Genomic DNA, 25716 nt, shown 5'->3' on the forward strand with positions numbered 1-25716 from the left:
AGGGAAGTAGGGGAGAGTTTTTGCTGGTGGGTTATATCAATTACCTCAATGTTTGCTACAGATATTCGATCCCCCTAGACCAGCTTGGCACAAACAATACCAAATAGAAAAAAGAATACTACAAATGGAAGATCCCCCTAAATCCCCCTTAACAAGGGGGACTTTGAGTGAATTCTCCCCCCTTGTTAAGGGGGGCTGGGGGGGATCTGATTTAACAGGGAAGGTAAGAAAACACGCCCTAGTGTGACTTCTCACAAATTAGATGGAGAAGGCATAGTGGAAGAGTTATCAACTCTTGTAGAATACAAAGTTTCTAGATATTGCTTAGCAATAATTTTAGGGGTGAAGTTTGCTGAAAGGTAGTGACGTCCGGCATTACCTAGAGTCTGGGCTACTTGAGAGTTGGTAGCCAAGCGACGAATAAATGCGGCTAAACCTACTCCGTCGCCATTATCAAAGGCTTCACCACACTTGGCTTCAGTCACTAACTGACGTAAATAGGAATTTGTGTTACAGATTACTGCAACTGGGCGCCCAGATGCCAAAATGCCGTAGAGTTTGCTAGGAGCGACCAATCCTTCCATTCCATTACTAACGCTGACTAAGGATAAGTCACAAGCGGTGAGAGAGTAGGGAAGGAGTGACTTCTTTTGATAGGGTAAAAAATGGCAGTTCTCTAGCTTCAAGCTATTAACTTTGTCGATACAAGCTTGACGCTTTGCACCATTACCAATGAAAACAAACTGAATGGGTTCATCTTTTAGTTGTTCAGCGGCGGCTAGGATTGTGTCCATATCATGACAGCGACCCATGTTGCCTGAATAGAGGACGGTGAATTTGTCTACCAGGTTAAATTTATGGGCAAACCAATTATCCTGCTTATCCATGGGTTTGACCCAATTGGGGTCAGCCCAACTGTGGATTACGACAATTTTTTCTTCAAGCTCTGGGCATTTGCTGGTGAGGTTCTCTTTCATCGTTGAGCTGAGGACAATCACCTTAGAAGCGTTTTTCCAAATCAAGAGATTGAGCCAATTCCAGAAACGCACAATCCAGTGATGCGCGGGGACGACATTTAACTGTACGGCGATATCGGGGTAGAGATCGTAGAGGAGACAAACATAGGGAACGCGGAAGCATAAGTGGGCGAGGTATCCCACAATCAGTAAGTAGGGAGGCTCGGTTGTGAGCAGCAGAACCTCACCGCGACTGGCGCTTTTGAGTAAATGCAGTGCCGCCCGTAGGCAAAAAAATAAGCCATTTAAAGCTCTGCCACGTATCCGTCGAGACCAAATTCGGGAAGTACGCGATCGCTGAATTGAAATTCCTTCTGAAGTCTCCTTTGCTGGGGCAGCCGTTTCTTGAAACGCATATCCAGGTTGCCCTGTAAAGATATGAATCTGCATTCCTAAGGCTGCAAGTTGAGTGGCTAGTTCCTCAATTAATTGACCTGTTGCAGCATAGTCAGGGGGATAAAACTGAGTAATGATGGATAGTTTTTTGGGGAGGTTTGTTGTTGCCTGACTGCTACTCTTTTCTCCTATGAATCTAAAACTTTTTTGGCTGAAGTTTGGGAGTTGAATTTTGAACAGCCAGAACATTTCTTACCTCTGTTAGTAACTTTTCTGTGTTTTCCTATACAGCTTTACAGAGGTTCTGCTAAGAATCAGGAATAGGTTAGAAACTTAAAAGTTTATTTTTGTCAAGCCATAATTTAATACTTTTAAATTATCTAGTAATAGGACACTTATTTCACAACTACATAAAGTTTTTATGAATTAATTTGGTTGTATATGAAGTATTAGCGTGTTTTTAAGTTGCGTTCCTGTTGAAATAGAGAAGCTATGTAATGCACAGATTAGCGTTCAGGCTTAAGACTAGCTCCAGTGTGTCCTGTAATGACCCAGAAGAGGGCGCGACCAGTATCACGGAGGATACGCAGCCAGGATTCAGGTGGGTAATTGGAGGGGATGGAAATAGGAGTGAAGGCGATGCCCCAACTGCCTAAAACAACAGTTGCGATCGCTTTTGCTCTTGGCATATGAAAGTCTGAGGTAATTAGGTAGATGTGCTGAATATCCTGACTTTTGAAGTCAGCGACTAGTGAAGTAAAGTTAGTTACGGTATCAATGGCACGGCGATCGAGATGTACTCGTGTGTCTGGAATGCCAGCATTGCGAAAAATGGTACGCGCTTTTACAGGTTTTGTGCCAGTAGAAACCCAGATTTCTAGAGATGGATGAGTTTGAGCAAATTGGGCGGTAAACTTTTCTCGATCAATGCCGCCACCGAGCGTGAGGATGGCTTCAGGGTGGGGAGCTTGGTAGGATGCGATCGCCAGTTGAAGAGGAATGATGCTCAACAGCAGCAGGATTAGGGTACAGCTTGCTATACCGAAAAAACGGTATCCCCAGCGGTTGCGACGGAAAGTCTTCATCAGCATAGTTTTTTACTGCTATGTTAGCTGACGTGTTAGCTGAACTTCAGCGCTTGCGATCCCGCAATAACTCAAGAACTGGATATAGCAGAACTTACCGCAGATGGATTGTGTTTAACGACTGAGTTTCTTAGAGGACAACAGCTTTATTCCTTTTCGCAGGAGTTATCTGCTTGCTGGGCTAACTGACAGAACTCATAAGTGCTTCAGGAATAGATTGCCCACCAATAATAGCTTTATAAACTTGCATCAGCCGTTTGGCGGATTGTTCCCAAGTGTAGTTCTCGAAAATGAACTGTCTGGCGCGATCGCCCATTGTTTTGGCTTGTTGGGGATTACTCAAACATTCGATTAAGGCATCGGCGATCGCATCAGCATCGATCTTGACAACATGTGCGGCTTTAGCTGCTGCTGCTTCAGGAAAATTGCAACCCGTGGTAATCACACAGGGTACTCCAGAAGCCAAACCTTCTAGTACAGACATACTAAAGCCTTCCGAATAGGAAGGGGAAACGTATAAACTTGCAGCGGCAAGAGCAGCATGTTTAAAAGCCCCTTTGAGCATACCGGTGAAGGTCACAGACTCTAGGACACCTTCTTGTGCAAAGTAATGCTGAGCCGTAGGAAGAAAGCCGATACTATCTGGTCCTGCGACAACTAAATGGGTGTGAGGAAATTTCTGATGAACTTTGGCAAAGGCAGGAGCGAGTAAATCCAGCCCTTTTTTAGGGTCAATACGACCGAGAAACAGAATTATAGTTTTGTTTCTAGTAGCTGGAAATTGTTGGTAGAAAAGCTCTGGTTCGGGTAAATTATCAAATTCTTGGCGGTGAATACCATTAGGAATAACAATCGTATGCTGAAAGCCTAGAGACTTTAAATTATCGGCTTCAGAATTCGCCAAAACATGGATAGCACTAGACTGTTGGAGAGCCGATTTCTCGAACAGAGCATAGTAGAATTGTTTCTTCCAAGACTTATAGGATAGTGCCCAAGGCTCTAACATGCCGTGTGGAGTTATTATATAAGGCACTTTGTGTAAGTTGCATATCCAGTGAGTGAGGAAAACAAGCGGTGCGAAAACTGTATTGGTATGAATCAAGTCGTAATCAGATACATGCTTAAACAGCCAGCTAATTAGAGATGGACTGAAAATGAAATCATACCGATGCCAGCAAGGGAAGTACTGCACTCGGTAATATTTTTCTTGAATCCAAAAATTAAGAGGAACGTCTAACTTTCCTGAGCCATTAGCATTTGTGGTGATGATATCAACGGTAATACCAAGATTATTAAAACCTTGAGATAATTCTCTAACAACCTTAGAAGTTCCGCCGTAAATTGACCCCATATAAGGGGTGACCATTAAAATATTCAGGGTTAACCTCACTTTTGTATAGAGATATTACTCCCTACCACTGAAGTTGAGTTTATCCGGACTATCTCTTACTTTGCTTTTAAAGGTACAAGTAATTAACGTCTTAATAATTTAATTTAAAAAGAGAATAATTAAAGTAATAAAGCCATGATTTGGAGTATTAAAGTATGATTTACATAGTGTTAGTTTTAAAAGTAAGTCTAAAAGTTAAAAAGTTTATAAGAATATCATTTATGCTCCAATATTGTCCTTTTCAAAATGAAGTCATTTCGATGAGCGCAAGAAAATAATGCACCTAGTAAATTTTGTCAGTAATCCAGACATTGAGAGGAACGTCTAAATTATCAGACCCATTAGCATTGTTGTGATTAGATCCACCGTAACGCCAAGATTAGCTAAACTTTTGGCTAGATCTATGACGACTTTGGAAGTTCCACCGTAAATAGACCCCAAATAGGGGACAACTACCAGAATCTTCATAGAGTGTTTTCACAAAAACCATATTCAACCCTTCGGTCATCCCTAGAAGCTTTTGGAACGCTTCAGCCGAGCGACGAATAACTGATTAACTCCGAAAGCCTGAATAACTGGCTTACCTGCGAGTAGTCGTTCAATTTTTTCGCATAGCGCATAGGGTAGTAACTGCATAATTTTTGGGCTAATAAACCCCATTCCAATAACCTGTACAACCTCCATACCAGCCTCGTCGAGCAATGCCCGAACTTGCTGATTAGTCATGTAGTTGCCTTCTCGCCTATCGCCGAAGATTGCCTGACAAACTTGATGGTATGGCCAGAGCAAGCCCTTGTAGCTCCAAGGGTTTCCATGATTGTTGAACACCAGCAGGCTGGACTCGTCTTTCAGGCGGACCGCAAGTGCTTTAAACGCGGTCACGCGCAGGCTTGGTTCAGCATTGAGAATGAAGCGGAAGGTTGTTATCAGGTCGTATGCACCCTCAACCTCAGCACTAGGCGCGGTGATGTCTTTGCACAGCAGCGTTCCCCGCCTCAACTTCTGCTTTGCTAAAGCCATCATTTCCGGTGAAATCTCGATGCCTGTAGCAGTATCGACCTTATCTTCTAGAAAGGTGATGATGCGGCCAGTACCACAAGCAAAGTCGAGATAGTCGATTTTTGCAGAGGATTGCCGAAGGTTTTCGACGATTTGTGTTAGATACATTTTCTCGACCTGCCACAACAATTCCCAGGCAGACATCGGCGCGTATTGCGTCTCATAGGTGAGAGCATCTGATTGGCACACGAATTGTTCGCGATACGTTTTATCCATTGGTTTTTCTCCTAAAAATTATTCCAACTTATCCCAGTGGCTTACCAAAGCGGTAGCCACGCTCATCTTGGCACCATGAAGAAATGCCAACGCCATCACAACATTCCAGCGATGCTCCTGGCTTGATTGAGACAGATATCGTGCGGTCAATGCACGCAGCCCCAAAAGCGGATTGGAAAGGAACTGGCGCTGATTAAGTCCGAAGAAAAAAGCAATCTCATCTGTCATGTGCGGTGCCTGAGTACAGCTCTCCTCCCAATCGAATATCCAGAGTTGACCGTCTACCCAGGCTATGTTTGCGCCTGTAAGATCCCCATGAACGCGACAAACCCGCAGTGGAAGCTCCTGAAGATGTCGAACCTCCTGAGCGAACGCCGACTCTGCTTGTGTAACTTCCCAGAATCTTTGCCACCAGACGAGTTCCCTCAATTGCTCACCATACAAAAGCTGATCGGGTCCGGCATATTCTCTTATGCACTGGTATGGGAAGGTGTCCCATGAGGCATTGACGGGTTTTGCATCAACTGGTAGAGGTTGGAAAATCAGATATGAATGATTCTCAAAGCTCCCTACTTGTAGGACGGATGGTATGCGGAACTTGTGTAACCCAATCGCTTCAAGCTCGACCAGCGCATTGGCTTCGGCGAGCAGAAGCTGGTCATTATAAGCGTTCAGCGAGAGCTTGATAAACGCAAGGGGCTTGGTGTCAGGGCCGAGTAGGTGAACGTATACCCGCCCGCGATTGCGTTGTGGTGGCCACACGACGACCGCCTTAGCCAATGGTTCGCCGAGGAATTCACAGATCGAATCGAGCCAACTGGCAAAGTCGAATGGCAGTAATCGCTCTAAGGAGGAATCGACATACTTAGACAGCAGCATATCGGCTCCTGTTACTATAGCTAGACGCATGCCCCAACTGAAAATTATTCGTCTGATGGTGCTGGCTTGGTAGCATCGTAAGCCTGCAAGCTTCATCTGTCTAGCATTGGCTGGCAGTGCAATAATAGGACACTCGGCAAGGCGAACCAGACGATAGCCGTTTGATAGTGCAGTGCCACTAGGGTAATGAGATGACACAGATGTACTCATGTGAAAATTTCCTTTTGAGGGTTACCCCTGTTCTGTCCCGCTAGAATGGCTTTCCAAAGATTCTTAGCAAAGTGTTGGGGAGTCCAATCAGAAATAATCTCTCTCGACCGATGTCCCATGACATCACGAGCTGTTGAATTAGAAGCTGTCCGTTCCATTGCCTGTGCCATCTCAGTTACATTTTCTGGGTTGAACTTAAAGCCGTTCTCTCCTTCTTTTATAAGGTCGTAAGCACACCCCACCGAAGCGGCACTCAAGATAGGGAGACCACAGGCCATCGCTTCGTTCACAACTAATCCCCACTGCTCATTGAGCGCTGGATGGACGAACGCACCAGCATGGGCATAGTAAGCAGGCAGCTCATTAATCTGTCGGAAACCTGGAAAGACAACATCAGGAATCGCCTCTTCTGAAATCATTCGCTTCAACTTGGTTTCTTCCTCTCCACTACCCATCACAATTAGACGCCATCCATCTGGTTGGCGATTTCGATAAATCTTATAAGCCTGAAACAATCGCGGAAGATTCTTTCTTTTAATAAAGCGACTCGATGCCAAGAAATAAGTCCGCCTATCATCGAGTCCAGGCAACCCTATAGATAAGCTTTTATCTGCCCTATGTAGAGCTGACTCTAGTTCAAAGTACTTATTGTCCACTACATCATATTTCTGGAAAATGCGCTCTGACGGCATCCCCAACTGCTCCAAATAGCCCAGATGAGGTGTACCACCGCAAATGGCAGCATCAAACTTCGAGATCAGATATCGCTTAAACAACTCCTTGATTGGATGACGTGGAGAATCATCAGCCTTGCTTTCGGACATCAGGATTGCCAATCGTCTGCGCGACAAGCACCAAGCCATCGCAGCTTGCGAATCCTTAAGGCTATAGCCTGAGATTACTACTGCGTTGGGATTAATCTCATCCAGAATAGAATGGATAGCCCGTTTCATTTCACCCGGCAAGATTTTGAAGTAAGAACAATTTGGGAAAGCCACTCGCAGCTCAATTTCTGTATCTTTATTTACTGTTTTCCACTTATAAGTTTCACTACTACTAGCCGTTGCTAGACCAATAAGTTCTATACCTTTACTACTCAAAAAATCAAATGAAGCCTGGAGCCTTGCGAGGTGATATGGTCCAAAACTTGGCCAACATATAACTATTTTCATGACTCAATGTATAAATCTAATATCCAAAACATGGATCACTTTAATACTTGATTTGCTTTTCGAGCATATTATCGACGCTGACATTCAAACCTTTGTACATAGGCTTACGGGAAGCATATATAATTACCAAAGATAGAAAAATTAAATTAAATACAAAGTCAGGAATAAATCCTACAGTCCCATGAGTAACAGATAGCATAGATGGACTGAATAAGCTGACATAAAAGATTTGGCTCGTAATACTATTTTTGTAATTTGCTGAAAACCACAAGGTTTTAAAAAACCATGCTAAACAGAAAAAGAAGAGACACCCCATGTAGTCGAATTGAGTAAATGCATCGCCAATTCCCGTTATAGTTATTCCAGTCGTCATTTTGTATCTATACAGAGTTTCTAAATCATAATTAGCTAACTCGATTTGCAGGAGTTTTTTAAAATTTGCTCCAACTAACTGAGCTGGAACAAAACGGAATATTAATGAATTCCAATACTCTATTCCATAACCATATTGATTTGTTCTAACAGCGGCATCCATGAGGAGCGCGGCATTTTTTAATTCTAATATTTCCTGATTTTTGACAAAATTCTCAAGTGTTTCTAAGGGTTGGATTTCTTGAAGTTGACTCCAATCTCCCGTTTTTGCTATCGCACGATAAGTACCTGTCAAAGGAATTGCAAATAAAGCAATGACTACAAAACTTATAACTAACCATCTAGGAGGAACTAATTTACGAATGAAATAAAGGGAAAGTCCTATGGTCAGAATAAAGGTAGCAGTAGGTTCACGACGCCCATATAAAATAATAGTGTGAAGAGGAAGTGCGGCTGCAAAAGCGGTTAAGATTAATTTGCTGATAGTTGGATGCCGCAAAGTAGATGACAGAAGAATCGTAAGACCTGGATAAATAAGCGTACTAAAGAATGCATAAATTGTGATAATGCCAGTCCACTGAGTATTTTCTCTGGCAGCTTCAGGTTGCCGCATTATTAAAAAGTAGGACACATAGCCAATTAAAACAAAGACGATACCCCCCTGAAAAAGCTTCTTGGTGTCAATTGCTAGGTCGAGTTTTTTGATCAAATTCCGACTTGGCGGTAACTGATAGCCAAACCAGCACATGGCAGCACAAAGGCATGACATCAAGAAAACCCTTTCTAGTGCCTCTTGACTGACTGGGCCAGGTTTATTGATTAGCGCGATCGCCTGCGGCAAGATAAAGGAGACGAAAATACCACCCATAAAGAAGGGATATTGGTAAACTCTCTCAGGTCGAATCAGACCCCAACCTAATAGACCAAGACAGATCACTATTAGTAAGTAAAGGTATAGGTCAACCATTTACGTTAAATATCGGTCGCTTTGTTGAGTACCTCTTTGTAGAGCTGAGCCAAGCGCGAGGTGTTTTTTTCCCAGTTGTGGTTGTGTTCCAGCACTGAGGCAGCTTTGGTGTGACGCTGATACCAGCGTTCTGGATACTTAATCGCCTCAATAACAGCCTGAGCCATTGCTTCTAAATCTCTATACGGGAGAACACAACCTGTCTCCGGAGTAAGCAACTCATTAACTCCCCCTTGACAAGGAAGCCCAACGACAGGAACTCGACAAGCCATAGCTTCAGCGACTACCAGACCAAACGGTTCCCAATGAGAGGTGAGACAGAAGACATCCATTGAGTGATACGCAGGTGTGGGGTTTTCTACTATTCCAGTAAAGACAACTCGTTCAGCAATCCCCAACGTCGTCGCTAACTGCTTGAGATTATCAGCATCCGGACCAGCACCAACGACTAAAGCCCAGAAATGAGAGGGTAAAAGCGCGATCGCTTTTAAAAAATCATCGGTTCCTTTCATTTGACAGTGCAGGCGACCGACAAATCCAATCACAGGAATATCAGTAGGCAATCCAAACTGACGACGTGCGATCGCACGTTCAGTATCAGTAGGCGGGTAGAAGCGATCGCGATCAACACCGTTGTAGAGAACTTGAGTGCGATTGGCGATATATCTTCCCTGCTCAATATGGCTTTTGCGGGTATCTTCAGTGATGCCAATTAAGAGGTCTGTGGATTGACGTTGTAACCAAGCTGCTAAAGCGCTGCGTGAAAGCAATCCTCCACTCTCTGCACCTAGATGAGCATGAGCGATCTTAACGACACCTCGATGAGAGAAGGTCAGCAGATGCGACCAGAGTAAGCCATCGTGATGATGGATAATCTGGGGCTGAAACTTGTGGAGAAAGTGGAGTAAGCGCCTAAATTTGAGAAATTCCCGTGAATTCTGAATCCTTAAGTAATGAGTGCGATGTTCGCCCAGTTCGGTTTGGAAACAACCTGGAGAACCATAAAGGAAGAGACAGTGAGCATCTACCTCATAGTTGGGTAAGTGTTTCACATACTCAGCAGCTACACGGACAGCACCGCCTGTAGCCGGGTCATCTCTTTGGCAAATGTGTAATACTCTCAACTGCTTTGTTGGGATATCCATCCTTTTTCCTCCAGCAGATGATAGAGTTTGTGAGCTTGCATTTTCCAAGTATGAGCTTGTGCCACCTCCAATCGCTCTTGCGATCGCCAATTTGAATTTGCCAACCCGAATCTAATATTTTTGGCAAACTCTTCTGGATTTTCTGAAACGAGTATCAGATGATGCCACAAGTTCACCTCTGGCACTACATTGTTTGCCACAATGGGCAGTGAAGTTCCCATGTAGTCCCAAAGTTTTGTCGGACAGGCATTCAGATTAAAATTGCATGAAGAATACAGCATTAAAAGGACATCAAAGGATTGCAAGTATTCACCCAGCCGATTATGGGGAACCCGACCAATAAAGTGAACGTTCGGCAAACGACGAACCTGTTCTACTCCCTGCCACCATTCCGGAGAATCTTCACTTGGCTGAGGAATAGAACCTCCCAGAATGATTGTGATATCGGGTATTTGTTCAGCTACCCTCGCTAAGTAATGAAAGTCAAAGCGATAATTTAAGGCACCAACATATCCTGCAATTGGACGAGAGTAGGTTTGCAGTTGTGCTGGTAGCGACTTAGATTGTGTCAGTGGACGCTCAACCATAAATTCTGGCGAACAACCATGAGGAATGTGGACAATTTTATGAGCCTGCGATGAACATTCCTGTCTTAAGTAATTAGTTCGATGGTGAGCCACACACAAAGTAAGATCTGCATGGATAACTGCCTGCTGCTCCACTGCTGGCGTCTGAGACTCACGACCTGGCCAATACTGGCGATAATCATCAATGTTGTAATAAATTGAGTGCGCTTTTAGTTCTCGCACTAAGCTGTAGTAGTAAGGGTAGCTAAATGCAAAAATCAAAGGATTAGTACCCTGAAATTGGCGAATCAGGTGAGTAAAGAAGCGTCGAGTTAAAGGCCAGTAATGAAAGAGCCAACCCGGAGGACAACAAATTCGCTGGTTCCAAATCCCTTCAGATACAAGCTGGGGTTGAAGCTCAATATAGTAACGACCGTACTGTTTGCGGAAGGCACGGAAATCTAGGGGGTACAACAGGAGAATATCGGCAAAATCATGACAAGCAGAAAAGAGTTGTTCTGTCCAGTAGAAATTGGCATCTAGAACAACTAATTTGCAACGTCCTGATGTAGCATTAGTCGTTTTCATCAAGACAATTTATTGAAAGACTAAGGTTTACGAGCCATCACACAAAGGCGATTCCCTCTCAGAGGAAAAAGCTGTTGTGTCAGACGGCGTAACGGTGGAAAGAATTCCAGACTCTCTAAGCCGGAGACAGATTTCATCACAATGTTGTCAAAACCAGCATTTTTTAGAGCGCTCTCCATCCGTTTAGGAGCGAGGTAACGAACATGTCCTAACTGATTAGCTCCTGAATCAACCCACATAAACTGATCGGTTTGCAACCAGTAACGTAAATTGGCGAAAGAGGATAAGTTAGGTGTGGTCAAGAGGAGGTAACCTCCATGACGCAGTGCATCAAAAGATCGATGCAAAAATAAGTCTGTATCTAGGACATGTTCGATTACTTCTCCCGCTAAGACAACATCAAAGTAATTTGGCGGGACAGGCCACGACTGAGAAAAATCACAGGCATGAAAGTTAAAATTATTCGGTAAGGTTGGGTGGCGCTCAAAATCAAGCCCCCATTTTTCAACATGTTCAGGCAGTAGGGCTGAAAAACCCCCACTGGCACAGCCGATATCTAGCGATCGCGAAACTGAAGCAAGGTTTTGTAGCCATTTGCCCAGTAAAGCAGCGCGATCACTATCGAAATCAGGTGCTTGTTCTGCTGCCGAGTACAGGAGTTGATTCTCCTTAGAAGTGTTCAGCATAGTGATGTCGGTGAAAGCGGTTGTATGGAGAGCAAGCATTCAGTTTTATAGCTGAGGGATTTTAGGGTAGCCTTATGCCATCGATGCCCGTCCCACACTAACTGATGCAAGTTAAACTCTTGGCAAAAGTTATCGATAAAGCTTGTTAATTGCTCGGAGCGGCACTCTAAAATTACAAAGTCAATGGCTTTTGCTTCAAATAAGTTTCTTGCTCCTTCTAAAACCTTGGCTTCGTGTCCTTCTGTATCTAGTTTGAGCAAGGAAATTTTCTTTATTCCCTGTGATTCTGTCCACTCATCAAGAGTTACTGTATCGATTTCTTCATTGCCTTCAACCTTGTCGAGATGATGAAATTCATCTTCTATAGCATGGTAGGTACTGTACCGATGCACATTTAAGATGGCTTTTCCATTCGCTGAACTAGCCGCTAACTTATAAGCTGAACAGTTGAATCCCTGTTCCTGGATAAGGTGACAATTGAATTTGAGGTACTCAAAATTTTTAGTTTCTGGCTCAAAACAGAAAACCTGTCCCTGCTTTCCTACTGCTGCTGCTGCATAGGCAGAGATGTAACCAATATTAGCCCCAACATCAATAACTACATCACCCTTTTTGAGTAGCTTTGTAATCGCATTACTAATATGTGGCTCGTGGGATTTAATTAAGTATCTGAAAAAGTGCGGATCTGGAGGTAGAACAACGGAAATATTCTCATTCCGGCAAATGGTAACTTGCCGCTGGAACCTGAAAAGCAATGCATCGAGTTTAGCAAGAGTGTGTTCTCCTCTACCTGCAAAGAGACGCAAAAGGTTTTGATAGAGGGGAGTTAAAAGTTGTTCGGGATACATTAATTGCTCTTCTCCAAATAAATTAACGTTAGATTATTTGGATGAGCAAACTGTTTAGCATTATGGCAAGCATCAAAAACTGCTTTTCTGGTTCCTGCGAAGCTTTTTTGATCGGTGTCATGCATCGCTAAAATACCGCCATCTACCATTAGTGATGACCACGCTTCAATGTCAAACCCGGTATTCACATAATCATGTAGAGCATCAATGAAAACGAGACTCACAGGCTCATGCTTCCACGTTCTTACGGCTTCCCCTGAACTCACCCGCTCGTGAATGAGATTGAGTAAACCAGCCGTGTTGCTTTGAAACAGCCGGTAGTCTTCATCGCTACCGCCATAACCAATATAAGGATCAACGGCAATCACCTTACGGGCGGTGGCTCTCGCCAGAACTTGAGTTGTCACACCGCGATAGGAACCTACTTCAACAACTACCGTATCTGTCAAATGCTCAGTTGCCGATAGAGCATATAAAAGATGCTGCATCTGAACGGGTGTAACGGCTGTGTTCGAGTAATCAGCATCAGGAGCAGGTGGAAGATTGGGAATAATTTTTTCCGCTAATGCGTATTTCGGAAAGTTCCATCTAGCTTCCTGTTCGATGAGTCTTGCTCTTGCTGTAAAAGCTAGCCTTATTGGATGCCACTTTGGATATTTTTTGATAACAAATGGATCGGTTTTCATTGATTTCCTCAAGTTGTCAACCTAAACAGCTTGCAGCACCCCTAATAATCGCTCTGCATACTTGTCCCAGGTATAATCTTTGGCGCGTTCTCTAGCAGCAGCAGCCATGCGATCACGCAATTCTCGATTTTCCACGAGTTCTTCAATTCGATTCGCTAGTGCCTCTGAGTCTCTCTCTGGGATAATGAATCCTTCAATGCCATCCCGAACCACTGATCCTGCTGCCTGAGTAGTAATGACGGGTAATCCTGCTGCTAGAGCCTCATAGGTTACCTCTGCTGACCCTTCTGCTAAACTGGGCAGTACAAAAATGTCTGATCCGGCATACTCGTGTTGAATATCAGCTCTAGGAACTCGACCTAAAAAGTTTAAGTTTTGAGTCAGTCGATGGTGACCAATGGTACTAGAAACGCCGCCAGCTACCCTGAATTCATAATTGCGGTGGCTGAGTTTCCCGGCTGCCATTCCCAAACTATGAATTCCCTTTCTAAGTTCTGCCGTTCCTACAAATAAAATGCGTCCTTTCGTGGGTTGATTATTGAGTTTCAACCAAGAATCCCCTACGACATAAGGTACTGTATAACACTTACTCCGCTCGATACCAAACTCTTCTAGCCCCCTCGCCACAAACTCTGATGGTACGATAAATACATCAGTTGACTCACAGACCCGATCAAATGACGCATAATCGGCTTGGATAATCTCTTGAGATAGAATAGGCTCGATATCCGGGAAACTCTTTCTTTCTGCTTGAACAATTTTATGCGTTAAAGGAGAAATATAAATTTCTGTAATAACTTGCAAATTTTGTTTTTTAGCAAACGCCAAAAAGTTAGTTCCTTCTCCAAACATAGAAAAAATGTGAGTTGCCTGACCTAAGCCTGTAGAACGCATTGCCCGAGCAAACTCTTCGTTGAAAATTGCAAGAGCCTGGTGCTGAGCGAGCGCGTCGTCTCCAGCTATTTGCTGCCTAATTAAATAGCCAAGTGCAACCCAGTCGAATGTATGGACGTTTCGCTGGATATGGGAAGGAACGCGACGATTTAATAGTCGGCTTAAAGCACCACGCTTTAGAGGGTGAGGGCAAAAGTGATCGAGAAGCGCTCCTAATCCAGTATTGGCACAAAGGTCTGTATAGAAAGCTTCTAACATCCCAGCTTTCTCTAAAATACTCGGCACTGCATAATTGCGCCTCGCACCAGTTTGAATAGCAATGAAACGCTTCATTTTTAGACAATTAATGAAAGTTAAACTTTGAGAGCAGCAAACCGAGTCGCGTAGATGTGAAATGCCCCTTTATTTCGTAACCTGTTGGCGTATTGAATAATTTCTGGAAAACTGAAACAGTAGTCATCCCAGATTATCCATCCCCCCTTATTCATGAGTGGCAACAGTTTTTCAGTATCATTTTTGACGTAATCATAGGAGTGAGCGCCATCAACAAATGCTAAATCAAACGTTCTATTAAGATTGGTAAAGTCAAAGCTGGCACTATCTCCATAAATTTGATGAATGCGGCTATTCGTAGCATATGAAGGCTGAATGTAGGAATTGGGATTACGAAGTTTAAGAACGTCTAGATCGTCATCATCAGGTCGGTAAAGGTGATTGGTAAACTCTGGTGGTAGGTCGAGCGTGTAGATATCGGCATCAACCAGATTCCGAGCCATTAGATCGCTAGTTTCTCCTCGAAACGTTCCAATTTCAATGACAGTTTTTGGCTTCAATAGGTTGCAGAGAACCGCTATCACTACCTTTTCACTCAGGGTCAGAGAAGCATTTCGAGTAGAACCGTGAGAATAATTAGGAATGTTGAGATTGAAGTCATCGGATTCTAGATCGAAAAGTTCTAAAACTTCAATGCGAGGCAATCCTAAAAAACTGCGGCGAAGTAGGTACTTCAAATCTTTGCTTGCCTCAACCAATCCCTCGGTTGATGCATATCCTTTAAGTTTAATGAATCGACTGAATGTCATTAGCTTCCATCCAAAATAGCTAAAATTTAATTGCACAGAGAAATGAGTAAGTTTCTATAGCGATCGCCAATTTGTGTAGGTTCATATCGCTCTAGATAGGCACTTCGGACTGTCTCTGGTGAAATAGAGTGCTGATGAATTAACTTCACTAGATCTGTAAGAGAACTAGCAAAGTTTTCTGGATTAGCAGATGGCACCAGCTTACCCAGACGTGAATCCGATAAAATTTCCGGTAACGCTCCGGCATCTGTAGCAACAATCGGACGACCGCAGGCTAAAATTTCCAGTGCAGCGAGGCATTGCCCTTCCCAGCGAGAGGTGAAAGCAAACAGATGACAGGATGCGATTGCTTCCTCAACCTGACTGTGGGGAACACTGCCATGAAAAATAATGGAGGAAGCGATCCCCAAGTTTTGAGTAAGTTGTTCGAGTTCCTGGCGTAGATGACCATCACCAAATAGATGTAGGCTTGGCTCAAAATTTTTCTTACCTTCCCGATTCAATTCCCTTAAATAGATATCCAAAAAGCATCGGAATGATTCTATTAGCAACGGAACATTCTTATCTTCAACCAGCCTTCCAAGAAAGCCGATTTTTAATTTTTCTTGTGAAGGTAAAGGTTTTAGATTGCCAGGATTGTGTGGAATATAAGGGATAACTTCACTTCGGCCTAGGTAGCCAATATTGTGTAAATCATCTATAAATGAAGATGATTGCACTAAAATCATATCAAAGAGATTAAGCGCTTCTAGAATATACCTTTTATCTATGCTAATCGTTGGCTGCAAGGGTTTGTAAGGGGTAATGTAGACAAAGCGCGTAGTTTCACCAGCTTGTAACCGGAGTCGTTTTAAAATATCGAGGGGAAAAAGTTTGCCAAACAGGACTAGATCAGCCTGTTTAATCTGTTGAATACCTATAAGTAAAAGTACCCAATCTGGTAAATTAAATCGACACCCCCACCGCCATGGGCTGCGAAGGATTGGAACCGTAGCTTGCTTAATGGATTCAAGTAGGGGCGACATCTGCCCCCAACATAGTAAGGTGCAGCTATGATCTCTAGACTGAAGGTGACTGAGAAGATTTTTTCCGAATGTTTCAATTCCTCCTACTGGTGCAAAGCCACCGAAGTAAAATAGGATTTTCATTCTTTACCTTGGGTAAGTGTTTCTTTACTCAATAATCTAGTAATAATCCTTGACAATCCCCTAAAATACCTTGCTAAAAATTGAATATAAATATAATCAAAAAACGGCAGTTGACATTGTTTTAAATTTATAAATAAAACATCACCATTGTTCGATCTTGAAAAAATGACACAAGCAAAACCAAGTAACTTCAGCCGATTTATAATTGCTTCAACTTCTCTGTTAGAATTAAATACAAAATCATGAAATTCAATAGTGATTTGCTTAATCTTACATAGGGTTGTGTCACTCATTGATTTAAATAAATCAATTTCTGCGCCTTCAATGTCAACTTTCAGTAAATCTACACTTTGCAAAGTGTTTCGCTTCATAAAACTTTCGATTGAAAGACCTTCAATTTTAATGGTTTCCTTGACAGAATAGGTAGACCCTTTATTAATATGATTGAACTCTGGATTATCAGTGATACAAAATTCTACGAGTTCATCTGTGATAGATATTGCATAGTTAAACTTTTTTACTAGAGACGTTTCAACAATTTTGTTATACAAAGAAGGTAGTGCTTCCACCGCATAGCAGCAACAACCGAAAATATCGCTTACTTCAGAGGAAAACTGACCTAAGTGGGCACCCAGATCAAGAACTATTGAATCAGAATTAATTAAGTTAGCGTAAAAGTGATGACCTCTAATTGCAATCAAGCCTGAAATTTTATTGAATTGATTCATGAGCTTAGTTTAGGGGGTAATTAATTGTTGCTTAGATTACTGACTAATATCCTGAAGAATTGAGCTACAGATTCGCTTTTTATATCATTCTGAAGAATTGCTTTATTCTCCGGGAAATTTTGTCTTTTTGTTCTTTTGATAAAACCATTGACCAGAGAGTTATACAAAAAATAAGACCACAGTTTGTGGCTGTTGTTATCACGATAATCCAAGGGTTATTATACTGACTTGTTAACAAATAATATTTAATCATTAACGATGTTAATAAGCTGAATATTAGAGATGATAACCATACCAATAAAACCTGCTCTATATAATCTATAAAGTATAATTTTAAACGTAATAAAGGCTTGTAGACTGCGTACCAATTAATCGTTAACATCTGACCGAGTAGCGTCCCCATTGCGACCCCCCACAATCCCAAAGGTTTTATTAGTATCATGGTAAAGATAATATTAAGTACACCAGCTCCTAAAGATGGAAGTGCATACTCCTCATTTTCAGTTGCCCTGGCACTATACATGAGACAAACGTTTTGAACCTCAAAGGTGAACATGATGCAGAATGTCAATAGAACTTGATAACCAATAAAAACATCTTCTCCTAACCACAAATCTGTTACTTCTTTGCCTGCAACTAAAAGAAAACTCACGCCACAACCCATTATTATTAGACCCAAATTACAGTTTCTTATGACTAATCGGTTAATTTTGTTTAACTCACCTGCTTGCCACATTTGACTTAAAAAAGTAGAAGATGCTAGAGTAAATGAAATTGCAATATTTCTTAAGTTTGAAACTAATTGATAAGCAGCATTATATGAGGGTATTGCCTGAGTGCCAGATACTAAAGCAATGAAGTATTGGTCGGTTTTCAAAATTAAAAACATTCCAAGAGAAGTCAACCAACAGTATAGGGATGGTTTGACCATTGCCTTAGCCAATTCAGCATTCCATTTACCTGGAAGAGAAAGCACTTCAGGTGTACGCCAGCGAATAAATCCCAAAATTGCAAACCGTTGGCTCAAGCCGCTAACAACCGAAATGACAGCCAACATTAGCAGCCCACCTCCCAATAGCACTGCTCCAAGACTTGTCAGGATGGTCAGCAATGATACTACTGTCATAATCAGACTATTCCAACCTACATACCCAATCCCTGCCAGCCAGCAGTCGAGGTAAGATACCCAAACCCCTACGGCGTAACCGAGACACATCAACGTCCACGCCCAGAACACCGTTTGCGGGGATACGTCCTTCAACTCCAGTTGACCAATCAAGCCATAACCTGATGCCCAAGCAATAAAAAACAATGCCACTGCCAGCCATTGCAGGATGATTCGACCCGTAACGACCAAATCCCCAATCTGCTGCTTACTCTCCTCGGTCAACTCCACTCCTGGGTCAGCACCACTTTTCCCCTTCGCCAGTGCAATGTGCCGCATTAGGGTTGGTGCAATCCCCATGTCCAGCAAACCCAAAAACGCTTGACTATTCCCTAGTAAAAACCAAAGTCCCAATGCCTCCTTCCCCATGAAGCGAAACAAGATGGGGAGCAAAAATAGGTTTGCCAGAATTGTTACCGCCCGACTCAGCCAAGAGAAGGCAACTGCTAGGGTAATTCGTCTAGATGCTGACATACTCTCCTGTCTGAAGGGGCTGAAAATACGAAAGTCTTTTAGCTATGCTGCGTAAATTCCGCTTTGGGTTTTGGACGATGCGATCGCATTTCATAATGATTGGCTGTAGTAGAAATTCAGTTTCTTCTCGAACTAGAGTTCTTTTGCCACCACACAACATGGCTAGGAAAATATTGTCTTGTGGGAATACCATAACTACGTCATCTGACCGTGATGCAGTATATTGCAAGAACTAATTAGCGTGAATGTCGCGCTTACCTAACTCTCTTGCTTTATTCAACTCCGGTTGACGGTATCAGGATGAATTCCTAAGCACTTGCAACTATCACTGCTTCAAAAAAGCTTGCTATATCTGTAATCTACTTCTCAAGGGGAGCTATAAAAGTGGATTTGGTTATCACTCGTTGTACAAACCACTTGAGAGAGAGAAACTGAGCCGAATACGTGTAATTCCACCAGACTGAGCCTGCGGCTACAAAAGTAGACCTCTTGCATAAGTCGAATAGACTCCCCTTAATCCCCAAGGGAGACTTGAAATTTTGCCCCCTCCCCTTGTCAAGGAGAGGGTTAGGAGAGGGGTCTTTCAAAGATTGTTGCAAGAGGTCTAATAAAGCCTACCCAGGCACGCTAATCGTATTACGGTCAATTGAGAAGATTTGCTATTACTCTCAATAGAACACTGAGTGGTTTATTTGTGAGCTGAGACTCCTAAAACTCTTGTAGAACTAAATGAGACTAGGCAGAGTAGACGAAGAAGTCACTTACTGTAATTGTGGGAGTACTAGCCAGTGTAGCAAAATGACCCCCACTACCAAATCCCCCTGCAACACCATCTTGGTTGTAGAACAGATTGCCGTTGGCAGAATTATAAACGATCAACCCACTACTGATAGCAGCATCAGCATCACTCATTACTGTCGCAAATTGGCTGTCCAAAGGCTGTATCAGTGGAACCTCAGAGAATAGCGATTTATCCAAGCCAATGTAATCCTGACCACTGACAAAGTTAGTGATGAGATCGATGCCTAAATCTGCAAAAGTATTCACACCAAAACTGTCTCTTTCAAACAAAAAGCCATCACTGCCGGTACCACCGTCGAGACGATCATTGCCTATACCACCGCGAAGTTGATCGTCACCATTTCCACCAAAAAGGAAATCATTGCCACCTTGTCCATCCAGGATGTTGCTCCCCCCATTTCCCCTGATAGTATTACCAATGGCGTTACCAGCACCGTTAATCGCATTGCTTCCCAGTAGCTCTAGATTTTCTACATTGTCGCCCTTATTGCCGATTAGTTCCCAACTGACACTGGCTAAAACAGTATCGATGCCTGCCCCAAGAGCTTCCACAACTGTATCACCGACACTATCAACAACATAAGTATCATTGCCAACACCGCCGATCATGCTGTCATCGCCCGTGCCACCATCGAGGCGGTCATTACCAGCCCCTCCAAAGAGTTGGTCATTACCACCTCCACCAATGAGGAAGTCATTGCCATCTTGACCATCTAAGATGTTATTTCCTCCATTTCCCCTGATAGTGTTGTTGAGGGCGTTACCAGTGCCGTTAATCGCATTGCTTCCCAGTAGCTCTAGATTTTCTACATTGTCGCCCTTATTGCCGATTAGTTCCCAACTGACACTGGCTAAAACAGTATCGATGCCTGCCCCAAGAGCTTCCACAACTGTATCACCGACACTATCAACAACATAAGTATCATTGCCAATACCGCCGATCATGCTGTCATCGCCCGTGCCACCATCGAGGCGGTCATTACCAGCACCTCCAATGAGTTGGTCATTACCACCTCCACCAATGAGGAAATCATTGCCACCTCGACCATCTAAGATGTTATTTCCTCCATTTCCCCTGATAGTGTTGTCGAGGGCGTTACCAGTACCGTTAATTGCCTCACTTCCCAGTAGTTCTAGATGTTCTACATTGTCACCCTTATTGCCGATCAGTTCCCAAGTGACACTAGCTAAAACGGTATCGATACCTTCTCCAGGAGCTTCCACAACTATGTCACCGATACTATCGACAACGTAGATATCATCGCCAATACCGCCGATCATGCTGTCATCGCCCGTGCCACCATCGAGGCGGTCATTACCAGCACCACCTTCAAGGGTATCGTTGCCCTCTCCACCAATGAGGAAGTCATTGCCCTGGCGACCAACAAGGCGATCATTGCCAGCTAGACCTCGTATTGTATCGTTTGATATTGTGCCAGTAAGGGAATCGTTTCCAGTAGTTCCTTCAATAACTGCCATTGGATTCTCCAAGTAGAAATGAATAAATGAAATGGATGACATTGGAACATTAGGAACAGGGCGTTCCTGCATTTCAACAGCAACCCCCTTATGGCTTCGGCAGCATACCTAAGCCGTGTTAGGAGATTTCAGTTGAACTGCCCCTGTGGTAGCGACCTGATTGTCTAAAAACTTTGCGCTCGTAAAACTCCGTTGAGACAGCACCTCTGACACTTACTGGCTAACAACAGCCCTACCAACCAGAAAGTGTTAGCATTTAACGAGTTTTCCTGCGCTTGGTTCAGTGTTTTTTTGTAAACCTATATGAAATCATTGCATCCTTTCACAGAGGATTGCCAGTATTGTCTCTGAACTTAATTGATTCTTCATACAGGAATATTTTAGTTAAAATCTTCAGTAGAGCGGTTAGCTAATAACCTTTTTTTACCTTATACTCCTATACATAAAAGGTTCCAACCGAAAATTTTGCGGCTAGTTTATAAAGTAAATCTTAAGCAAGTGAGAAGCAAAGCTGGCTATGCTTTTTAAACTTATAGTCCCATCTATATAAGCTGTGACTCTGTAAGTTTTAGGATGCAAAAGGCAGATGCTTCTGGATGTAGAAAATTGATAGAACGTGTTGCGTAATCCCAGAGTAGGGGTACAACATTTCGTACCCCTACGGCAGTAGAGTCCAATCTTGTGCAAGTGCGATCACAGAGTAGCAAGAGTTTCTTTCATCTATAACAGATTGTGATCGCTGCCTGTAGACTGCTCTCACCAGTATTCAAGACTAGCTTGAAAATGAAGGCTGAAACAAAGCTAAATCGTTTCTATTCCTATTTTCATCCTTGGTTGTGAGCGAAGGCTCATGGTCGTCTCTTGCAAGAGTCTCGGATACTCTCTCACCAGTATCAAAATCCGGATAACACCAAAAGGAATACACACCTCCAAAAGAACTCCAACAGATCAAAGCTTTAGCTGTCCGCTAAGTTCAGATTTGTGAAATTTTAATGTGGGTGATTTTTTCACTAATCTTTAATCCCTTCAAAGACAAAAAAGTTTGTCCTGATAGACGCCACAAGTCCTGTATCAGTAATTGGTAACGCTTGAGGAGAGGGATAATCCTCGCGATCGCTTTTTCTAGCATCGAGAGAATCAACCTTACCTTCCTCGCGCAAACTTCAGTGTTTTTGAACTATGGGTCCAGATGGAGATTATCAGCCGATGCCGCCTTACGGTAGCGGTAATCAGGCACCCCACTTGTCTTCACTCTACACAACTGGGTTATCTGAAGATGAAGACAAATTCGATCTACGCAAGATACTGGCAGTTGCACGTCGTCGGCTAATCATTATTGCCGGAGTTGCGATCGCAGTTAGCTCTGGAGTCGCCTCCAAAGTCTTGAAGCAGGTTCCCAACTATGAAGGCAAGTTTCAGCTTTTAGTGGGACCCGTGTCTGGTGAAGACCAGGTTGATAAACTCACTCAATCCCTCAGCCAAAACGCTGGTATCAAAGTCCAGGGACCCGACTACGAGACTCAAATCCAAGTCTTGTGGAGTCCCCAGGTTATCTCTCCCATCCTGAAGAACATCCAAGCTCGATATCCAGAAATTGACTACGACACCCTCAGAAGCAAGCTGGCTATCTCCCGACTAGCAGAAACCAAAATCTTAGAAGTTCGCTACCAGGACTCAGACCCCGAAAAAATTCAGTTTATCTTGAAGGAGCTTGCTGAGGGCTATGTCAAGTACTCTCAAGTTGAGCAGCGCAACAGCGTAAAACAAGGACTCGAATTTGTTAATACCCAGACAAAGGAACTCCAAGACCGAGTCAAAAGCCTTCAGCAGAAAATCCAGGAGCTGCGCGAAAATTACCGAATTGTCGATCCAGAAACACAGGGTACACTGTTAACCAATCGGATTAGCGAAGTTGTCCAACAACGCCAAGAAGCCCAAACTCAGCTAGATGAATCGAAACAACTCTATGTAGAGCTACAGAGTCAATTAGGTCAGTTGGGAGTAACACCCGACCAAGCGATCGCAGCAACAGCCCTCTCAGAAGGCCCCCGCTACCAAGAGTTACTCGACAAACTGACTGAACTAGACACGAAGATTGCCACTGAGTCAGCACGATTCACAGAAGAAAACCCAATCGTTCAAAGACTGGTCGAAGAAAGAGAAAGATTACTACCTCTGATTGAGAAGGAAGCCTCAACAGTAATCGGCAATAGTACTTCCGGTGTCCCTAGCGATGCCCCATCCTTAGCATCCCCTAGTTCCATTCGCCAAGACCTAACTCAAAAGCTGGTCGAGACAACCAATCAAATCGAGCTTCTAGAAATCCGCACAAGAGAGATTGCCGCTGCGGAAAACCTGCTAAATCAGCAAATCACAAATTTGCCAGCCATTGCCCGTCGTTACACGGATTACCAACGGGATTTAAAGGTAGCAACAGAAAGCCTAGGTCGCTTTCTCGCCGTTCGAGAGACACTACAAATAGAAGAATCCCAAAAAACCCCTCCCTGGCAGAAGCTTTCCGAGCCAAAACAACCCGAAGCGCCAATCTCACCCAACGTACCACGCGGTCTTGTCCTCAGCGCGATCGCAGGATTACTCGCTGGCGCTGGTGCTGGGTTGCTAGCCGAAAAGCTCGATAAGGTGTTTCACTCTCCCGACGAACTCAAAGACAGCACTGGCTTACCTGTATTAGGAACCATTCCCTTTACAAAAGAACTCAAGGCACGCCGCACCAAGCCTGGTGAGGCTACACCCGATCCAATAGAATTTCAAGGTCGGTCTTATGGTGGTTATAGTGCCTCTCCTTTATTAGAAGCATTTCGCTCACTCAACGCCAACCTCCAGTTTCTCAGCCCCGATCAACCGATTCGCTCATTAGTCCTCAGTTCATCGGTTCCTGCCGATGGTAAATCCACCGTAGCCACCTACCTAGCACAAGCCGCCGCCGCAATGGGACAACGGGTATTACTCGTAGATGCCGATTTGCGCCGTCCTCAGGTTCATGTACGAACCGATTTACCAAACGTCTGGGGACTCAGTAATGTCATCTCCAGCGAAATCAATGTTGATGATGTAATTCAGCGATCGCCTTTGGAAGACAATCTCTTTGTCCTAACGGCCGGTCAAATCCCCCCTGACCCAACTCGGCTTCTGTGTTCCAAAAAGATGCAAAATTTAGTGGAACGCTTCCAAGAGGCTTTCGACCTAGTAATTTTTGATACACCCCCTCTGTTGGGTCTAGCTGACGCTCGACTTCTCGCCGCTCATACCGATGGAATCGTTATGGTTGTAGGACTCGGCAGAACCGATCGCGCCGTATTGACCCAAGTTCTGTATGGGTTAAGAACCTCTCACGCCCGTGTCTTGGGACTCGTTGCCAATGGTGTCAAAGGTTATACAACTAGTTCCCCAGACTACTATCACCATTACTATGCCCAGTCTCCTCAAGGAGAATATACTTCCGCAAGACAGTAAATTTTCAGTTTCTTCTGGGTCGCCTTTAACATGCCGAGGTCGGGACTTCTGAACTTCTGAACTTCTGAACTCCTGTATTCTTCTTGGTCAACCCAGAGGGGTTCTGCGACTCTTGCGGCTTCTATAAACCCTCAAAACCAGAACTTTAAACGTAGCCATTACCTAGAACCTCACCCACCATTAAACGCATTCCATTGGCAAAATCCCAGCCAGACTGAGGGCGCTTGCCAGCTAGCTGCACTTCCCACAACAGCAATAGCCCCTCTCCCGTTTGAATAATTGGACCAATCCCCTTGACAATTTTCATCACTTCTCCTGTACGCTCTGACTTTCCAGCAAGAGAAGACAACTCCTCCTCCAGCACTGTTAACTCCGGAGGGAGTTGGGATAAGTAAGCCGAGTCAAGGGGAGCAGTGGCAATAATTTTTAGAGCTTTGTCTCGAAATGAGGCAATGCAGTTTGGGATAAATCCCCTCACCTGATTATGTAAATCAATTGCAGGGCGTGACCAATCCAGGCAATAATCAGACTTTTGAATCAATGGCGCATAGGTAGCTTGGGATTCATCTTGTGCGATCGCTTGAATCTCCTGTTTTCCCAGTTTCAGGAGCGTTTCAACTAACAAATCAGCTCCGGAACTTGCCAGCGTTTGGGCTAACTGGTGAGCATTATCCAATAGCTGAATCGGGGTGTAAGCCTTCAGTAGCATTGCCCCCGTGTCCATCCCCACATCCATCAGCATCGTTGTGATACCAGTTTCTGTCTCACCATGATACAGACACCACTGAATCGGAGCCGCCCCCCGATACTTCGGCAGAATTGAGCCATGAACATTAATACAACCCAGCTTTGGCATACCGAGAATCTCTTGAGAGAGAATCTGTCCATAAGCAACGACAACAAAGACATCGGCTTCTGTCTGCCGTAACTGAGTCAGAGTATCGGCATTTTTCTTCACCCGCTTCGGTTGCCAGACTGGTAGTTGATGCGTTAGAGCAACGGTTTTTACAGGTGAGGGAGTCAATTGGTTACCGCGCCCTCGACGCTTGTCTGGTTGGGTAACGACACCCAACACTTCAAATTCAGGATGGTTAACTAAGCGTTCTAAGCTAGGTACGGCGAATTGAGGAGTACCGAAGAAAACAACTCTCATTAGGGAATTGGGAGAGGGAGCAGGGGAGGTTGGGGAGGCAGAGGGCAGAAGCAGTAAGAAAAATTTTCATTCCTACTCCTGCGGAGAACGCTACGCG

21 protein-coding genes are annotated in these 25716 nt (G+C 43.8%); 1 reads left to right on the plus strand and 20 read right to left on the minus strand.

Annotated features, from left to right (window positions below; genetic code table 11):
* Nucleotides 1-251: 251 nt before the first annotated feature.
* The 19 genes from AC5JL3_RS32475 to AC5JL3_RS32565 all read right to left on the minus strand — a co-directional run bounded on the left by AC5JL3_RS32475 (nt 252) and on the right by AC5JL3_RS32565 (nt 20992).
* A complete protein-coding gene (locus AC5JL3_RS32475) occupies nt 252-1601 on the minus strand; it encodes a glycosyltransferase family 4 protein (RefSeq protein ID WP_496078387.1) in 1350 nt (449 codons plus the stop codon).
* A gap of 257 nt (nt 1602-1858) precedes the next feature.
* A complete protein-coding gene (locus tag AC5JL3_RS32480; protein WP_496078388.1) occupies nt 1859-2443 on the minus strand; it encodes a YdcF family protein in 585 nt (194 codons plus the stop codon).
* A gap of 175 nt (nt 2444-2618) precedes the next feature.
* Nucleotides 2619-3803, minus strand: coding sequence for a glycosyltransferase (locus tag AC5JL3_RS32485; RefSeq protein ID WP_496078389.1), 1185 nt, complete (start codon nt 3801-3803; stop codon nt 2619-2621).
* 534 nt (nt 3804-4337) lie between these two features.
* A complete protein-coding gene (locus tag AC5JL3_RS32490) occupies nt 4338-5102 on the minus strand; it encodes a class I SAM-dependent DNA methyltransferase (RefSeq protein ID WP_496078390.1) in 765 nt (254 codons plus the stop codon).
* A gap of 18 nt (nt 5103-5120) precedes the next feature.
* A complete protein-coding gene (locus tag AC5JL3_RS32495) occupies nt 5121-5981 on the minus strand; it encodes a phosphotransferase (protein ID WP_496078391.1) in 861 nt (286 codons plus the stop codon).
* A gap of 206 nt (nt 5982-6187) precedes the next feature.
* Nucleotides 6188-7291, minus strand: a complete 1104-nt coding sequence (locus AC5JL3_RS32500) for a glycosyltransferase family 4 protein (protein WP_496078392.1) — start codon at nt 7289-7291, stop codon at nt 6188-6190.
* A gap of 112 nt (nt 7292-7403) precedes the next feature.
* Complete coding sequence (locus AC5JL3_RS32505; RefSeq protein ID WP_496078393.1) at nt 7404-8603, minus strand: hypothetical protein; 1200 nt, start codon at nt 8601-8603, stop codon at nt 7404-7406.
* 104 nt (nt 8604-8707) lie between these two features.
* The gene (locus AC5JL3_RS32510; protein WP_496078394.1) at nt 8708-9847 is read right to left on the minus strand and encodes a glycosyltransferase family 4 protein; all 1140 of its coding nucleotides are present in this window, start codon (nt 9845-9847) and stop codon (nt 8708-8710) included.
* On the minus strand, nt 9823-11001 hold the full coding sequence (locus tag AC5JL3_RS32515; protein ID WP_496078395.1) for a glycosyltransferase: 1179 nt from the start codon (nt 10999-11001) through the stop codon (nt 9823-9825). The genes AC5JL3_RS32510 and AC5JL3_RS32515 overlap by 25 nt, the downstream gene beginning before the upstream one ends.
* Before the next feature lie 20 nt (nt 11002-11021).
* On the minus strand, nt 11022-11687 hold the full coding sequence (locus AC5JL3_RS32520) for a class I SAM-dependent methyltransferase (protein ID WP_496078396.1): 666 nt from the start codon (nt 11685-11687) through the stop codon (nt 11022-11024).
* Entirely contained in the window at nt 11681-12535 is an 855-nt protein-coding gene (locus AC5JL3_RS32525; RefSeq protein WP_496078397.1) for an FkbM family methyltransferase, read from the minus strand. Before AC5JL3_RS32525 ends, AC5JL3_RS32520 begins: the two co-directional genes overlap by 7 nt.
* Complete coding sequence (locus tag AC5JL3_RS32530; RefSeq protein ID WP_496078398.1) at nt 12535-13221, minus strand: class I SAM-dependent methyltransferase; 687 nt, start codon at nt 13219-13221, stop codon at nt 12535-12537. The genes AC5JL3_RS32525 and AC5JL3_RS32530 overlap by 1 nt, the downstream gene beginning before the upstream one ends.
* 21 nt (nt 13222-13242) lie before the next feature.
* Nucleotides 13243-14448, minus strand: coding sequence for a glycosyltransferase family 4 protein (locus AC5JL3_RS32535; RefSeq protein ID WP_496078399.1), 1206 nt, complete (start codon nt 14446-14448; stop codon nt 13243-13245).
* Nucleotides 14449-14468: 20 nt separating this feature from the next.
* On the minus strand, nt 14469-15197 hold the full coding sequence (locus AC5JL3_RS32540; protein WP_496078400.1) for a class I SAM-dependent methyltransferase: 729 nt from the start codon (nt 15195-15197) through the stop codon (nt 14469-14471).
* A gap of 26 nt (nt 15198-15223) precedes the next feature.
* A complete protein-coding gene (locus AC5JL3_RS32545; protein WP_496078401.1) occupies nt 15224-16345 on the minus strand; it encodes a glycosyltransferase in 1122 nt (373 codons plus the stop codon).
* Complete coding sequence (locus AC5JL3_RS32550; RefSeq protein WP_496078402.1) at nt 16342-17073, minus strand: FkbM family methyltransferase; 732 nt, start codon at nt 17071-17073, stop codon at nt 16342-16344. The genes AC5JL3_RS32545 and AC5JL3_RS32550 overlap by 4 nt, the downstream gene beginning before the upstream one ends.
* Before the next feature lie 79 nt (nt 17074-17152).
* Complete coding sequence (locus AC5JL3_RS32555) at nt 17153-18712, minus strand: lipopolysaccharide biosynthesis protein (RefSeq protein WP_496078403.1); 1560 nt, start codon at nt 18710-18712, stop codon at nt 17153-17155.
* The gene (locus AC5JL3_RS32560) at nt 18699-18905 is read right to left on the minus strand and encodes a hypothetical protein (RefSeq protein WP_496078404.1); all 207 of its coding nucleotides are present in this window, start codon (nt 18903-18905) and stop codon (nt 18699-18701) included. Before AC5JL3_RS32560 ends, AC5JL3_RS32555 begins: the two co-directional genes overlap by 14 nt.
* A 542-nt stretch (nt 18906-19447) precedes the next feature.
* On the minus strand, nt 19448-20992 hold the full coding sequence (locus AC5JL3_RS32565; protein WP_496078405.1) for a calcium-binding protein: 1545 nt from the start codon (nt 20990-20992) through the stop codon (nt 19448-19450).
* A 1179-nt stretch (nt 20993-22171) separates the two neighbouring features.
* On the opposite strand from AC5JL3_RS32565, the gene AC5JL3_RS32570 reads away from it, so the two are divergent.
* On the plus strand, nt 22172-24466 hold the full coding sequence (locus tag AC5JL3_RS32570; protein WP_496078406.1) for a GumC family protein: 2295 nt from the start codon (nt 22172-22174) through the stop codon (nt 24464-24466).
* Between the two features lie 145 nt (nt 24467-24611).
* Here AC5JL3_RS32570 and fmt read toward each other — a convergent pair whose 3' ends face one another.
* Nucleotides 24612-25619: a methionyl-tRNA formyltransferase gene (gene fmt, locus AC5JL3_RS32575; RefSeq protein WP_496078407.1), complete on the minus strand. Its 1008-nt coding sequence runs from the start codon at nt 25617-25619 to the stop codon at nt 24612-24614.
* Nucleotides 25620-25716 lie beyond the last annotated feature (97 nt).

The organism is Symplocastrum torsivum, assembly GCF_059505465.1.

Bases quoted from the DNA above. Each gene is read 5' to 3' on its own strand.
- AC5JL3_RS32475 (WP_496078387.1), bottom strand. From the start codon at position 1,601: ATGTTCTGGCTGTTCAAAATTCAACTCCCAAACTTCAGCCAAAAAAGT.
- AC5JL3_RS32480 (WP_496078388.1), bottom strand. From the start codon at position 2,443: ATGCTGATGAAGACTTTCCGTCGCAACCGCTGGGGATACCGTTTTTTC.
- AC5JL3_RS32485 (WP_496078389.1), bottom strand. From the start codon at position 3,803: ATGGTCACCCCTTATATGGGGTCAATTTACGGCGGAACTTCTAAGGTT.
- AC5JL3_RS32490 (WP_496078390.1), bottom strand. From the start codon at position 5,102: ATGGATAAAACGTATCGCGAACAATTCGTGTGCCAATCAGATGCTCTC.
- AC5JL3_RS32495 (WP_496078391.1), bottom strand. From the start codon at position 5,981: ATGCTGCTGTCTAAGTATGTCGATTCCTCCTTAGAGCGATTACTGCCA.
- AC5JL3_RS32505 (WP_496078393.1), bottom strand. From the start codon at position 8,603: ATGGGTGGTATTTTCGTCTCCTTTATCTTGCCGCAGGCGATCGCGCTA.
- AC5JL3_RS32510 (WP_496078394.1), bottom strand. From the start codon at position 9,847: ATGGATATCCCAACAAAGCAGTTGAGAGTATTACACATTTGCCAAAGA.
- AC5JL3_RS32515 (WP_496078395.1), bottom strand. From the start codon at position 11,001: ATGAAAACGACTAATGCTACATCAGGACGTTGCAAATTAGTTGTTCTA.
- AC5JL3_RS32520 (WP_496078396.1), bottom strand. From the start codon at position 11,687: ATGCTGAACACTTCTAAGGAGAATCAACTCCTGTACTCGGCAGCAGAA.
- AC5JL3_RS32525 (WP_496078397.1), bottom strand. From the start codon at position 12,535: ATGTATCCCGAACAACTTTTAACTCCCCTCTATCAAAACCTTTTGCGT.
- AC5JL3_RS32530 (WP_496078398.1), bottom strand. From the start codon at position 13,221: ATGAAAACCGATCCATTTGTTATCAAAAAATATCCAAAGTGGCATCCA.
- AC5JL3_RS32535 (WP_496078399.1), bottom strand. From the start codon at position 14,448: ATGAAGCGTTTCATTGCTATTCAAACTGGTGCGAGGCGCAATTATGCA.
- AC5JL3_RS32540 (WP_496078400.1), bottom strand. From the start codon at position 15,197: ATGACATTCAGTCGATTCATTAAACTTAAAGGATATGCATCAACCGAG.
- AC5JL3_RS32545 (WP_496078401.1), bottom strand. From the start codon at position 16,345: ATGAAAATCCTATTTTACTTCGGTGGCTTTGCACCAGTAGGAGGAATT.
- AC5JL3_RS32550 (WP_496078402.1), bottom strand. From the start codon at position 17,073: ATGAATCAATTCAATAAAATTTCAGGCTTGATTGCAATTAGAGGTCAT.
- AC5JL3_RS32555 (WP_496078403.1), bottom strand. From the start codon at position 18,712: ATGTCAGCATCTAGACGAATTACCCTAGCAGTTGCCTTCTCTTGGCTG.
- AC5JL3_RS32560 (WP_496078404.1), bottom strand. From the start codon at position 18,905: ATGGTATTCCCACAAGACAATATTTTCCTAGCCATGTTGTGTGGTGGC.
- AC5JL3_RS32565 (WP_496078405.1), bottom strand. From the start codon at position 20,992: ATGGCAGTTATTGAAGGAACTACTGGAAACGATTCCCTTACTGGCACA.
- AC5JL3_RS32570 (WP_496078406.1), top strand. From the start codon at position 22,172: ATGGGTCCAGATGGAGATTATCAGCCGATGCCGCCTTACGGTAGCGGT.
- fmt (WP_496078407.1), bottom strand. From the start codon at position 25,619: ATGAGAGTTGTTTTCTTCGGTACTCCTCAATTCGCCGTACCTAGCTTA.